Origin of the sequence: Lysobacter firmicutimachus (assembly GCF_037027445.1) — a bacterium.
Lineage (GTDB): Bacteria > Pseudomonadota > Gammaproteobacteria > Xanthomonadales > Xanthomonadaceae > Lysobacter > Lysobacter firmicutimachus.
Genome location: NZ_JBANDL010000002.1, coordinates 4,967,868 through 4,980,100 on the forward strand (window position 1 = coordinate 4,967,868; position 12,233 = coordinate 4,980,100).

The 12,233-nt window shown below is 70.4% G+C and carries 12 protein-coding genes; 3 read left to right on the forward strand and 9 right to left on the reverse strand.

What is annotated here, in order from left to right:
* Window positions 1-13 precede the first annotated feature (13 nt).
* The 4 genes from V2J18_RS21450 to V2J18_RS21465 all read right to left on the reverse strand — a co-directional run bounded on the left by V2J18_RS21450 (window position 14) and on the right by V2J18_RS21465 (window position 1,887).
* Window positions 14-331: a hypothetical protein gene (locus V2J18_RS21450; protein WP_336132840.1), complete on the reverse strand. Its 318-nt coding sequence runs from the start codon at window positions 329-331 to the stop codon at window positions 14-16.
* Between the two features lie 65 nt (window positions 332-396).
* On the reverse strand, window positions 397-693 hold the full coding sequence (locus V2J18_RS21455) for a cyclic-phosphate processing receiver domain-containing protein (protein WP_336132841.1): 297 nt from the start codon (window positions 691-693) through the stop codon (window positions 397-399).
* A 207-nt stretch (window positions 694-900) separates the two neighbouring features.
* Entirely contained in the window at window positions 901-1,455 is a 555-nt protein-coding gene (locus V2J18_RS21460; RefSeq protein WP_336132842.1) for a GNAT family N-acetyltransferase, read from the reverse strand.
* Between the two features lie 66 nt (window positions 1,456-1,521).
* Window positions 1,522-1,887 carry a hypothetical protein gene (locus V2J18_RS21465; RefSeq protein WP_336132843.1) on the reverse strand — a complete coding sequence of 122 codons (366 nt, stop codon included), beginning with the start codon at window positions 1,885-1,887 and terminating at the stop codon, window positions 1,522-1,524.
* Window positions 1,888-2,227: 340 nt separating this feature from the next.
* Here V2J18_RS21465 and V2J18_RS21470 point away from each other — a divergent pair, with 340 nt between their 5' ends.
* Window positions 2,228-5,923, forward strand: a complete 3,696-nt coding sequence (locus V2J18_RS21470) for an indolepyruvate ferredoxin oxidoreductase family protein (RefSeq protein ID WP_336132844.1) — start codon at window positions 2,228-2,230, stop codon at window positions 5,921-5,923.
* 67 nt (window positions 5,924-5,990) lie between these two features.
* Here the strand turns inward: V2J18_RS21470 and V2J18_RS21475 are convergent, their stop codons facing one another.
* Genes V2J18_RS21475 through V2J18_RS21485 form a run of 3 tightly spaced genes read right to left on the reverse strand, consistent with a single transcriptional unit; the run spans window position 5,991 to window position 7,586 of the window.
* Window positions 5,991-6,233, reverse strand: a complete 243-nt coding sequence (locus tag V2J18_RS21475) for a hypothetical protein (protein ID WP_064745960.1) — start codon at window positions 6,231-6,233, stop codon at window positions 5,991-5,993.
* A gap of 23 nt (window positions 6,234-6,256) precedes the next feature.
* Window positions 6,257-7,012 carry an anti-sigma factor family protein gene (locus V2J18_RS21480; protein WP_336132845.1) on the reverse strand — a complete coding sequence of 252 codons (756 nt, stop codon included), beginning with the start codon at window positions 7,010-7,012 and terminating at the stop codon, window positions 6,257-6,259.
* Between the two features lie 58 nt (window positions 7,013-7,070).
* The gene (locus V2J18_RS21485; protein WP_336132846.1) at window positions 7,071-7,586 is read right to left on the reverse strand and encodes an RNA polymerase sigma factor; all 516 of its coding nucleotides are present in this window, start codon (window positions 7,584-7,586) and stop codon (window positions 7,071-7,073) included.
* 273 nt (window positions 7,587-7,859) lie between these two features.
* On the opposite strand from V2J18_RS21485, the gene V2J18_RS21490 reads away from it, so the two are divergent.
* The gene (locus V2J18_RS21490) at window positions 7,860-8,936 is read left to right on the forward strand and encodes a catalase family peroxidase (RefSeq protein WP_336132848.1); all 1,077 of its coding nucleotides are present in this window, start codon (window positions 7,860-7,862) and stop codon (window positions 8,934-8,936) included.
* Window positions 8,933-9,505, forward strand: coding sequence for a cytochrome b (locus tag V2J18_RS21495; protein WP_336132849.1), 573 nt, complete (start codon window positions 8,933-8,935; stop codon window positions 9,503-9,505). The genes V2J18_RS21490 and V2J18_RS21495 overlap by 4 nt, the downstream gene beginning before the upstream one ends.
* Window positions 9,506-9,661: 156 nt before the next feature.
* On the opposite strand, the gene V2J18_RS21500 is transcribed toward V2J18_RS21495, so the two are convergent.
* Both V2J18_RS21500 and V2J18_RS21505 read right to left on the reverse strand, forming a co-directional pair.
* Entirely contained in the window at window positions 9,662-9,964 is a 303-nt protein-coding gene (locus V2J18_RS21500) for a putative quinol monooxygenase (RefSeq protein ID WP_336132850.1), read from the reverse strand.
* 235 nt (window positions 9,965-10,199) lie between these two features.
* Window positions 10,200-12,101: a M61 family metallopeptidase gene (locus V2J18_RS21505; RefSeq protein ID WP_336132851.1), complete on the reverse strand. Its 1,902-nt coding sequence runs from the start codon at window positions 12,099-12,101 to the stop codon at window positions 10,200-10,202.
* Window positions 12,102-12,233: the final 132 nt, after the last annotated feature.

The window sequence follows — 12,233 nt, forward strand, 5'->3', positions numbered from 1 at the left end:
GCGCTGCCGGGCGCTAGATCCGTTCCGGCGCGGCTTCGGCGCCGAGCAGGATCGGGTTGAACACCTCCAGCACGGTCGCGAAGCCGACCGGCCGCGCGCCCTCGCTGATATCCAGGCGGCGTCCGACCCAGAGCGTGCCCGGGTAGTGTTCGGGCGTCAGCAGCCACACTTCAGCCTCGGCGGATTCCCCGGTCAGGACTTCGGTCGCATCGAGAAAACGATGCTGAGCGGACGTGTGGTAATCCGGCCGGATGCGGTAGTGCGGCCGGTAGCCGTCGAACACGCGCCTACGCCGGCCGTCCGCGCCAAGCCCGGTCAGTTCGAAGCGCACGCGAGCATCGGCGGCGCGCATTGGGTACAACACTTGGGTCATGGGACTTGGGTCATGGATTCGGTTCAGGGGATCCGCGCCAGGCGCTCGATCGCGGCGATCCCCGCTTCCATCTGCAACCGCGCCGAAGGATTGGCCGAGTGCACGCGGATCGACGGCGGCACGAACCCGTCCAGGGCGACCGCCTCCTCGATCCAGGCGATCACGTCGTAGCCGGTGCCGCGCGCGTCGTCGCCGAGGTCGTGATCCAGGCTGATCTCGGTCACCCCGCCTTGGCGCAGCAGGGCGATGGCCTCATCGGGCCAGTACACCCGCACCCAGCCCTCGGGCGTGGAGCGTTCGTCGTCGAGATACACACGCATGGCGGCAATCTAGCCGATGCGGCCGGCGCGCCGCCAGGAGCGCGGCTCACGGTACCCTTGTAGGAGCGGCGTGAGCCGCGACCACCGAAGCGGTGAGATACCACGCCATTCGCCGAAATCCGGGAAGGGCAAATCGCAGCCGCAGGTCCGAATTTCGCCGAAATATGCTTACGTCCACCTCTTCGGTGGTCGCGGCTCACGCCGCTCCTACAGGGGACTAGCGCGCCAGTCTCGACGTAGCAGGCCGTACAGGGCGGTGTCGGAGACTTCGCCGGCGACGATCCAGCGCTCGCGCAGCAGGCCTTCGCGGACGAAGCCCAGACGCTCCAGGCAACGCACCGAGGCGCGGTTGCGCGGGTCGGTGTCGGCCTCGACCCGGTGCAGGTCGAGCGCGTCGAAGCCGTAGTCGAGCAGGGCGCGCAGCGCTTCGCCCATGTAGCCCTGCGACCAGGCCGCGGCGGCGAGCACGTAGCCCAGTTCGGCGCGACGGTTCTGCGCGTCGAGCTGGAACAGGGTGCAGTAGCCGATCAGGCGGCCGTCGCGCTCGAGGCCCAGGCGCAGGTACTGCCCGGCCGCCATCGCCTCGCGGTCGCGTGCGATCAGCGCCTGCGCCTGGTCGATCGCGTGCCACGGCGGCGAACTCCAGTAACGCATCACCCTCGGGTCGGAGCAGATCGCCAGCAACGCCGATGCGTCGTCGCCGCGCAAGGGACGCAGCCGCAGGCGCGGGGTGCTCAGGACGACGGAATCGAAAGCGGCCATGCGTGCATGGTAGCCGCGCCCGGTATCGGCCGTAGCGGATCGGCAACGCGCTGCCGCCGCGGGCGCTCAGTTCGCGCGCGGCGTTCCGCAATCCGCGCAAAAACTCGCGCGCGGCGTGCGCAAGGGCTTGCCGCAGTGGGCGCAGGGCGGGCCGATCTGGCTAAGCCGATGATGATCGATCGCATAGGCCTCGAAAAAACTGCAGCCCGGCTCGACCACCGGATAGCCCACCAGGCTCTCGTAGAAGTCCGCGACGACTTCCACGCGGCTCTTCGCCGGCTGCGGCAAGCGCCGGCCGGAGGCGTCGCGGCTGCCCTCGCGCTTGTACTTGCCTACGTAGTCTTCGATCAGCGCCAGGTACCGCGCCCACTCGGCTTCGTCGAGCATCGGCACCACGCGCTTGCATCGCCAGCAGTACAGGTCCTGGGTCACGCCTCCTCCTCCTCGGCATCGTATGTCGCGCCGGCTGCGAGGCCGAACCGGACCGGCCGCGCTCGCGCCGCCGTGCCCGTCGCCGCCTCGCCGGCGCGGCCGCGAATCATGGCATCCACGCAACCGAAAGCGCAGGCCCGGCAATGCGCTTCGGTACGGATGTCGCATTCAGCCAACGCCCGCCGCCCCCGTCGGGCACCCCCGGCGTCGCCTGGCGGCCCGATTCGGCACAAAGGCTATAATTCCGAGTCTTTGTTCGGGCCTCGGCGCGCCACCGCCGTCCCGCCGGACGCCGCCCCGCCCCGCCAGCCAACCCGCGGCACCGCCGCGAGAGCCCGCCATGACCAGCACCGCAGAACTCAGCTCGCCGTCCTCGGCGAACACCGAACTGACCAACTCCGTACTCGATCCGGATTACACCCTGGAGCACAAGTACACCCGTCAGGAAGGCCGCATCTATCTGTCCGGCGTGCAGGCGCTGGTGCGCCTGCCGCTGATGCAGCGGCTGCGCGACCAGGCCGCGGGGCTGAACACCGCCGGCTTCATCTCCGGCTACCGCGGCTCGCCGCTGGGCGGCTTCGACCTGGAACTGTGGCGCGCGCGCAAGCATCTGGAGGCGGCCGGGGTGAAGTTCGCCCCGGGCCTCAACGAGGACCTGGGCGCGACCATGGTCTGGGGCACCCAGCAGACCAACCTGTTCCCGGGCGCCAAGGTCGAAGGCGTGTACGGCATGTGGTACGGCAAGGGCCCGGGCGTGGACCGCACCGGCGACGTGTTCAAGCACGCCAACGCCGCCGGCACCAGCAAGTACGGCGGCGTGCTGGCGCTGGCCGCCGACGACCACGCCTGCCGCTCCTCGACCCTGCCGCACGGCTCGGAGGGCGAGTTCACCAGCGCGATGATGCCGATCCTCAATCCGGCCGGGGTGCAGGACATCCTCGACATGGGCCTGATCGGCTGGGCGATGTCGCGCTATACCGGCCGCTGGGTCGGCTTCAAGACCATCGCCGAGACGGTCGAATCCTCGGCCTCGGTCGACGTCAATCCGCTCGCGCTGCAGATCGTCGCCCCCGACGACTTCGTGATGCCGCCGGGCGGCCTCAATATCCGTTGGCCGGACCCGCCGATGGACCAGGAGATGCGCCTGCACCAGTACGCGGTCAAGGCCGCGCAGGCGTTCGCGCGCGCGAACCGGATCGACCGCATCGTGATCGATTCGCCGAACCCGCGCCTGGGCATCATCACCACCGGCAAGAGCTACCTCGACGTGCTGCAGGCGCTGGAGTACTTGGGCCTGGACGCGCGCGCCTGCGCCGACCTCGGCATCCGCGTGTACAAGGTCGGCATGACCTGGCCGCTGGAGCCGGTCGGCCTGCGCGCGTTCGCGCGCGGCCTGGACGACATCGTCGTGGTCGAGGAAAAGCACGCCTTCATCGAAAGCCAGATGAAGGAGTCGATGTACAACTGGGACGAGGGCCGCCGGCCGTCGATCGTCGGCAAGTACGACGAGAATGGCGAGTGGATCCTGCCCTCGACCGGCGAACTGACTCCTGCGCGCATCGCCGGCGTGATCGCGCGCCGCATCCAGCGCTTCCACAACTCCGAGCAGATGCAGAACGTGCTGCGCTGGATGGAGGAAAAGGAAAGCGAACTGGCGCTGCCGCGCGCCGCGTTCCCGCGCGTGCCGCACTACTGCTCGGGCTGCCCGCACAACACCTCCACGGTGGTGCCGGAAGGCTCGCGCGCGCTCGGCGGCATCGGTTGCCATTACATGGTCACCTGGATGGACCGCGCCACCGACACCTTCACCCAGATGGGCGGCGAAGGCGTGACCTGGTGCGGGCAGTCGGCGTTCACCGAGACCGAGCACGTATTCCAGAACCTCGGCGACGGCACCTATTTCCACAGCGGCTCGCTGGCGATCCGCCAGTCGGTCGCCGCCGGCGTCAACATCACCTACAAGATCCTCTACAACGACGCGGTGGCGATGACCGGCGGCCAGCCGGTCGACGGCACCCTGTCGGTGCCGCAGATCGCCCACCAGGTGCGCTCCGAAGGCGTGCACACGATCGTCCTGCTGTCCGACGACATCGGTAAGTGGAACAAGCGCGAGCTGTTCCCGAGCGACGTCGAGTTCCACGACCGCAAGGAGCTCGACGCGGTCCAGAAGCGCCTGCGCGAAACCAAGGGCGTCAGCGTCCTCATCTACGACCAGACCTGCGCCACCGAGAAGCGCCGCCGGCGCAAGCGCGGCAAGATGGTCGACCCGCAGAAGCGGGTCATGGTCAACACTCTGGTCTGCGAAGGCTGCGGCGACTGCGGCAAGAAGTCGTTCTGCGTCTCGGTGTTGCCGAAGGAAACCGAGTTCGGCCGCAAGCGCGAGATCGACCAGTCGAACTGCAACAAGGACTATTCCTGCGTGAATGGTTTTTGTCCCAGCTTCGTCACCGTCGAGGGCGGCGGGCTGAAAAAGAAGAAGGGTTCCTCGGCCAAGGACCGTTTGTCCGATCTGCCGATGCCGGTCCTGCCGTCGCTGGACCAGCCCTGGAACATCCTCATCACCGGCGTCGGCGGCACCGGCGTGGTCACCATCGGCGCCCTGCTCGGCATGGCCGGCCACCTGGAAGGCAAGGGCGCCAGCGTGCTCGACCAGACCGGCCTAGCGCAGAAGGGCGGCGCGGTCACCACCCACATCCGCATCGCCAAGACCCCGCACGACATCCACGCCGTGCGCATCGCCGCCGGCGAGGCCGACCTGGTGCTGGGCTGCGACATGGTCGTGGTCAACGACTACTGGGCGCTGTCGAAGATCCGCGCCGGCCGCAGCCAGGTCGTGCTCAACAGCTACGAGGCGATGCCGGGCACCTTCACCACCCGTCCGGACATGCAGTTCCCGGCCACCGACATCGTCGCCGCGATCAAGCTCGCGCTCGGCGACCAGGACCCGCATCTGGTCGACGCGACCCAGCTCGCCACCGCCCTGCTCGGCGACGCCATCGCCGCCAACCTGTTCATCCTGGGCTACGCCTGGCAGCGCGCGCTGGTGCCGATCGCCTTCGACGCGCTGATGCGCGCGATCGAACTCAACGGCGCGGCAATCGAGATGAACAAGACCGCCTTCGCCTGGGGCCGCCTGGCCGCGATCGATCCGCTGGCGGTGGCCGAAGCCGCCGGCGTCACCCGCAAGGTGCCGACCGCCGCCGAAGCCACCCCGCACGATCTGCCGCACCTCAAGCCCGGCGAGTGGGAGGGCAACGAATGGGGCGCGACCTCGGCGCCGCGCGCGACCCGCAACGAGGACGAGCTGCGCCACGTGCCGGCGAAGGCCGCCGACGGCGACGGCGTCGCCTTCCTGCCGCTCGACGACCTGCGCCTGTCGCGCTCGCTCGACGAACTGATCGCGCGCCGCGTCGCCTTCCTCACCGACTACCAGGACGCCGCCTACGCCAAGCGCTACAGCGATTTCGTCGCCAAGGTGCGCGAGGCCGAGCAGAGCAAGGCGCCGGGCTCGACCGATCTGGCCGAGGCGGTGGCGCGCTACTTCTTCAAGCTGATGGCCTACAAGGACGAGTACGAAGTCGCGCGCCTGTACACCAGCGGCGAGTTCCAGCGCCGCCTGCAGCAGCAGTTCGACGGCGACTACAAGCTCAAGTTCCACCTCGCTCCGCCGCTGCTGGCGAAGAAGGACGCGCAGGGCCGGCTGATCAAGCAGGAGTTCGGTCCCTGGGTGTTCACCGCGTTCAAGTGGCTGGCCAAGCTGCGCAAGCTGCGCGGCGGCACCTTCGACCTCTTCGGCTACACCGAAGAGCGCAAGATGGAGCGCCGCCTGATCGCCGACTACGAGAAGACCGTCGGCGACCTGCTGTCGTCGCTGGACGGCGGCAACGTCGACCTGGCGGCGGAAATCGCCAGCATCCCCGAGCACATCCGCGGCTACGGCCACGTCAAAGAAGACCACCTGCACAAGGCCAAGGCGCGCGAGGCGGAGCTGCTGAAGGAATTCCGCAATCCGCTGCGGATCGTGCAGGCGGCGTAAGCCCACAGGCAGCGAAAAAGCCCCGCTCGCGGGGCTTTTTCTTTGGCCGCCGGACGCGCGCGATGCCTCAGGCGTTGAAGCGGCGGCCGATCTCGTCCGCCAGCGCCTGCACTTTGGCCGACTCGGTCGGCATCTGCGGTTGGTGTTGCGAGGCGCGCACCAGCGCGACCCGGGCCAGTTCCAGCGCCGGGTCTTGATACTGCGCGATCGTGAAGCGGCGCCAGTCCTGCTGCGTCGCCGAGCCTTCCGCCAGCGAGCGCAAAAACGTTTCGAACGCGTCGCGCGTTTCCGGGGTGTGCGCAGAGATCATCGTCGTGGCCTTGGCTGAATGCGTCAGATGGCGCCGGCGAGCGCCCGCCTGACGACCGCCGCCGACGCTCCGTCGCTCACCATTGCATAGTTGTACGCGCCGCGCGACCAATACTGGGCCAGCAGGCCGCCGTCGCGGCGGTCGCCGCGCGGCAGCAGGTAGTGGCGCGGGCCCGGCGGGCGGATGTAGAAGCTGATCGCCGCGCCGGCCGGCCCCTGGTAAAGCACCAGCGCCGCGGGGCCCTGGTCGGTGGCGAGGGCGCGCGCGCCGACCGGGCGATAGCCCGCGGCACTCAGATCGGGCAGGCGCATGGGTTCGCGGAAATTCGCATCCAGCCACGACTGCACCTCGCCGCCGGCCGCGTCGGTGCGCAGATCGCGGCGCACAGCGAACAACCGGTGTGCGGCGATCGCGTCGGCCATCGGCGCGGCCGCGATCATCGACCGCGGCGCAGGGCGGCTCCATTCGCGCGCCTGCCAGCCGACGATGCCGCCCACGCCGAGGCTCAGCAGCACCGACGCGGCGACCGCGTAGCGCGCGCTGCGCCTGCGCGCGAGACCGCTGCGCAGGCGCGCGGGGTCGAGCATGGGCTCGGGCGGCGGCACGGCGCCGGCGAGTCCGGCGCGCAGTTGCTGCGCGTCGCGTTGCCAGGCCTGCAGTTCGGCCAGGCGCTCGGGTTGGCGCGCCAGCCAGGCCTCGACCTCGGCGCGGCGCTCGGGGTCCAGGCGCCCGTCGATGTAGGCGTGCAGGTCGTGTTCGTCGGGGGCTTGGGGCGTCATACGGAACTCGCAAACGGAAGCAGAGCGCGGCGGCGCGGGTTACGGCGGGACGGGATGGTCATTTCAACAGCCTCAACGGCGGCGCCGCGGTCTCGCCTTCGCTGAGCCGGCGCAGCGCCTGTCGCGCGCGCGACAGGCGCGACATCACCGTGCCGATCGGAACCTCGAGGATGTCGGCCACCTCCTGATAGCTCAGTCCTTCGACCGACACCCACAGCAGCAGGCTGCGTTGCTCCACCCGCAACTGCTGCAACGCTTCCAGCGCCGAACGCGCCATGAACTCGCGTTCGGCCGAGGGCTGGCTTTCCGTCGCGCCCAGCCCGATCCGCGCCAGCAGGCCGGCGTAGCGCTGGGCGCGGCGCTGGCCGTCGAGGAATTGGCGATACAGGATCGAGAACAGCCACGGCCGCAGCGCGGCTTCGTCGCGGCGCTGGCCCCAGCCGGCGATCGCGCGTTCGAGCGCGCTCTGGACCAGGTCGTCGGCGGCGTGCGGGTCGCGCGCCAGCCAACGCGCGAAGCGTCGCAGCGAGGGCAGCTGTTCGCGCAAGGCCTGATCGAGTTCGTGCGGGGACATGGGCGCAGGGCCGGTTCGGAAGGGATTCGTCCGTAGGACGCCGCCGAGCGCAGTGTATTCCCGCGGCGCTCGCCGCGCCGGCGACGTCCGCGTTCGCGACCGGCCGACGGCGCGGGGATCGAAGCGTCGCCGACGGCGGCGACGCGGCCGCGGCTTGCGCCGCCCCTACCGGGGCCGCGTCGCGCCTGGCCAATCCCCGCGCATCCCCGATCCCGGCGGGAATAAACCGCGCCCGTACGCGTCCTACCCGGTATCGCAGCCACGGCCTTCGCCATGAACCAGCCCCTCGCCCCGCCCCGACCGCCCTTCCCCTTCGCCCGCTGGGCCCTGATCGCGCTCGCGGTCGGCGGCCTCGGCACCGCTTTCGCCTACGTCGCCGGCCCGCTCGACCCGCAGCGGCTGACGCCGCATCGCCTGGTCGACCGGTTGCAGGCCAACGGCGGCACGCATCCGGGCTATCGCCGCAATCACGCCAAGGGCGTGTGCGTGATCGGCCGCTTCGACAGCAGCGGCGCGGCGGCGCCCTACTCGCGCGCCGCGCTGTTCGCGGCCGGCGCGCGCACGCCGCTGGTCGGCCGCTTCGCCCTGCCCGGGGGCAACCCCTACGCGCCCGACGGCGGCGTGCCGATCCGCAGCTTCGCCCTGCGCCTGACCCAGGCCGACGGCCAACAGTGGCGGACCAGCATGAACAACATGCCGGTGTTTCCGGTGGCCACGCCGCAGGCTTTCTTCGAACAGCTGCAGGCCACCGCGCCCGATCCGGCCACCGGCAAGCCCGATCCGGCCCGGCAGAAGGCGTTCTTCCAGGCGCACCCGGAAACCGCCGCGTTCCGCGCCTGGATCAAGGACCAACGTCCGTCGGCCAGCTACGCGACCGAACCCTACTACGGCCTCAACGCGTTCTATTTCGTCGCCGCCGACGGCGCGCGTCACGCGGTGCGCTGGCAGGTCGAACCGGACAACGGCGCGGCCGCCGCGCCGCTGGGCGCCCAGGACGTCGACGCGCTCGCCGGCGAGCTCGAGCGCCGTCTGGCGCGAGGGCCGCTGCGCTGGCGCCTGTGGGCGACCTTGGCCGCGCCCGGCGATCCGATCGACGACGCCACCCGCCCCTGGCCCGCGCAACGCCAACGGATCGACGCCGGCACGGTGGTGATCGAACGCGCCCAGGACCAGGACAGCGGCGAATGCCGCGACATCAATTACGACCCGCTGGTGCTGCCCGACGGCATCGTCGCCTCGGCCGATCCGCTGCTGCCGGCGCGCTCGGCCGCCTATGCCGAGTCCTATCGCCGCCGCACCCTCGAGGAAGCGCGCGCCGGCGGCCGTCCGCCCAAGGAGAGCGCACGATGAACCGCGACGAGACGATGTTCTGGTGGCCGGCGCGCGTGCTGCACTGGCTGATGGCGATCATGATCCTGGCCATGCTGTTCGTCGGCGCGGGCATGGTGGCGAGCGTGTCGGAGCGGCACGCCTGGCTGTTGGCGCTGCACAAGCCGCTGGGGATCGCGATCCTGGCGCTGGCGGTGTTGCGCATGGCGCTGCGGCTGTGGCGCCGGCCACCGCCGTTGCCGCGCGAACTCGGCGCGGCGCAACGGCTGGCGGCGCAGGCTTCGCACTGGCTGCTGTACGCATTGATGCTGGCGATGCCGCTGATCGGCTGGGCGATGCTGTCGGCCGGCGGGTATCCGGTCGAGCTCGGCGGCGGCTGGCGGCTGCCGCCGATCGCGCCGTTCGACCCGAGCTGGTTCGCGACGCTGCGTTGGCTGCATCGGACTCTGGCCTATGCGCTGTTCGCGCTGGTGCTGCTGCACCTCGGCGCGGCCCTGCATCACGGGCTGATCCGACGCGACGGGGTGTTGCGCAGCATGTTGTGGCGACGCCGCGATGCCGTCGCGGCAGCCGAAGGCGATGCGGATTGAAAGATCGCGCTCGCGCAGCGCGGGACGCTCCCGCGAGCCTGCGTTCGCGAACCGCGCCGGCCTCGTCGCTGCGGTTTCGCGGCCGCGGCTTGCGCCGTTCCTACCCCGGTGCCGGTGCGTTCGCCGGCATCGGCAACCACACGCTGCGCACCGGCGTTAACCGGCCGGCGCCCACCCATGGCCGCCGACCGGTTCGGTTTCGACGTGCGAATCGAAGCCGGCGATCAGCGGCCGGGCCCGGGCGATCGCCGCCTGCACCTGCGGCAGCGCCAACGAGGCGCGGTGGCTGTCGGCGCTGTCCCAGACTTCGGTGATCCAGATCGCGTCGGCGTCCTTGGGATCGCGCGCGACGACGTAGCTGAGGCAGCCCGGCATCGCCTCGATGCCGTCGAGCAGGATCGCCGTCAGCGCATCGCGCTGGCCGGCGACGGCGGTCATTTTTCCGATCAGTCCGTACATGGCGGGAGCATCCGAAGAGGTAGGGGCGACGCCGGCGGCGTGCGCCGGTCGTGGCGGTGCGGCGGAAGCGTTATCTGCGGGCCGGTCGCGGCAACCGAAGCGGACGCGCGCGGCGTGGGCCGGGGCCGCCGCGACTGTCGCGCCGAACTGTAGCGCCGAACCGAGGACAGATCGCGGACAAGCCCGGCGCGTCGGGAGACGGCGACCCGCGGCAGGTCGCCATGCCGGGCGCCGTTCACTTCGGCGCGAAGATCTTGCCCAGGCGATCCGGCGTACCGGGGACGCGCTCCAGCCGCGGGTACTTCAGGCCTTCGCGGTAATCGATCCGCACCGTGCGCACCACATCGGCGTTCTTGACGATCAACTCGATCGGCTTGCCGTCCTTGGCCGCGGTCACCGCGTCCTTGAGCCGTTCGCCGTTGGCGGCATAGCCGTTGACCGCGAGCAGGTGGCTGCCCGGAGCGATGCCGGCATTGAACGCCGGCCCGTCCCAGCGCACCGAGACCACGTTGGCGTCGCTGTTGGCCACGCTCATGCCCAGCGAATAAGTCAGGTCGGTCGCCTTGCGTTCGCCCTCGGCGAGCTTCTGGTACTCGCTCGGGGTGTCGGCGAAACTCAGTTTCCAGCCGCTCGCGGCCAGGCCGTCGAGCGGCGGCGCATGGGCGTCCAGGCGCGCGCGCAGGAAGCCGGCCCAATCGAACGCGACGACGCCGTTCAAGGCCGCGACCACGTCCTCGAACGCGTACGGCCGGACCCGGTAGTCGCCGTCCTCGCCGCCGAAAAAGGCGCGCGCGAAATCGTCGAGAGAACGCTTGTCGCCGCTGAGTTCGCGCAGCTTGGCGTCGACCGCGAGCCAGACCAGTTGGCCGCCGCTGTAGTAGTCCTCGCTGAGCTGGTAACTGCCGTAGGGCTTGGGCCGGCGCTGGGCGATCACCGGGTCGTAGGTGGTGTCCTGCAGCGAGCGCCAGGCCAGGCCAGGCCGATCGTGCGCGTAGCGCGCCACCACCTGGGCCAGCGCGTCGCGGGCGAACTCCTGCTTCCACAGGCCCGAGCGCGCGGCGAGCACATAGCCCCAGTACTGGGTCTGGCCTTCGTAGACCCACAGCAGCTCGTCGTTCAAGGGCTGGTTGAAGTTGTCGACCACCAGCCCGGCCGGGCGCCGCGACTTGCCGTTCCAGGCGTGGACGAATTCGTGCGCGAGCAAGTCGCGGCCGGTCGCACTGCCGCCATCCCAACCGGTGAAATAGTCGGTGTCGACGCCGTTCTCGCTGGAGCGGTGGTGCTCCAGGCCGATGCCGCTGAGCTGGCCCGACAACGACAACAGGAAATCGTAGCGATCGTAGGGCTGCGAACCGAACAGACGCCCGGCCTGCACCACCAGCTCGCGATGCGGCTTGAGCTGTTCGGGTTTGGCTTCCAGATACTTGGCCGCGTCGGCGACCACGTTGAGCCGCACCGGAATCTTGGCCCCCGGCGCCAGATCGAACTGCTTGAAATGGCGGCCGGCGAACACCGGCGAATCCAGCAGGGTATGCAGCGGTACCGTGCGGTAGCGCAGGCGGTCGCCGTCGCGCGCTTCCAGCTCGAGCGCGGTGCCGGCCTGCCAGCCGGCCGGCAGGGTCAGGCTCGGCGCGACCTCGATCGTGCGCGCCGGCACGCCGGCCGGGTACAGCGCGACCTGGTTCCACTGCAGGTTGAGCACGTCCGGCGTCATCACCACTCGGCCCTGGTTGCCGGCGGTCGGGGTCAGCACGTCGAAGCTCAACTCCAGCTCGTTCACGCCCTCGGGCACGACCAGCTTGAACGCGTACACGTCGAGCGGATCGCGCTGCCAGGCGATGGCCTGGCCGTTGCCGCGGATGCGCAGGCCGGCCAGCTTCTCGATCGGCCCGGTCGGCGAATGGTTGCCTTGGATCCATTGCGGATACAGCAGGGTCAGCGCGCCCGCCCGTACCGAAATGCGCTGGCGCGCGTGCAGCACGCGCCGCGACAGGTCGCTGGCGTCGACGTCCAGGCGCATGACGTCGGCAGCGGCCGCCGCCGTCGACGGCGCAGTTTGCGCGGCGGTCGGGAACGGAACCGGGGCGAGGGCCGAGGCGATCAACAGCGGCAAGGCGGCGGCGGCGAGTCGGGGCATGGCGAGTCCGGTGGCACGAAGACGATCCCGCATCCTACCCATCGCACCCGCCCTGCCCCCTGCCATTCGGCATGACCGCGCCGACCGGGCCGTGCTTGGCCCGATCGCGCACACGGCATGCGCAACGAGGGC

Coding starts and splice junctions, on each gene's coding strand:
- V2J18_RS21455 (WP_336132841.1), bottom strand. CDS start 693: ATGCGTGTGTATCTCGACGACGAACGCTCCACGCCCGAGGGCTGGGTG.
- V2J18_RS21460 (WP_336132842.1), bottom strand. CDS start 1,455: ATGGCCGCTTTCGATTCCGTCGTCCTGAGCACCCCGCGCCTGCGGCTG.
- V2J18_RS21470 (WP_336132844.1), top strand. CDS start 2,228: ATGACCAGCACCGCAGAACTCAGCTCGCCGTCCTCGGCGAACACCGAA.
- V2J18_RS21475 (WP_064745960.1), bottom strand. CDS start 6,233: ATGATCTCTGCGCACACCCCGGAAACGCGCGACGCGTTCGAAACGTTT.
- V2J18_RS21480 (WP_336132845.1), bottom strand. CDS start 7,012: ATGACGCCCCAAGCCCCCGACGAACACGACCTGCACGCCTACATCGAC.
- V2J18_RS21485 (WP_336132846.1), bottom strand. CDS start 7,586: ATGTCCCCGCACGAACTCGATCAGGCCTTGCGCGAACAGCTGCCCTCG.
- V2J18_RS21490 (WP_336132848.1), top strand. CDS start 7,860: ATGAACCAGCCCCTCGCCCCGCCCCGACCGCCCTTCCCCTTCGCCCGC.
- V2J18_RS21495 (WP_336132849.1), top strand. CDS start 8,933: ATGAACCGCGACGAGACGATGTTCTGGTGGCCGGCGCGCGTGCTGCAC.
- V2J18_RS21500 (WP_336132850.1), bottom strand. CDS start 9,964: ATGTACGGACTGATCGGAAAAATGACCGCCGTCGCCGGCCAGCGCGAT.
- V2J18_RS21505 (WP_336132851.1), bottom strand. CDS start 12,101: ATGCCCCGACTCGCCGCCGCCGCCTTGCCGCTGTTGATCGCCTCGGCC.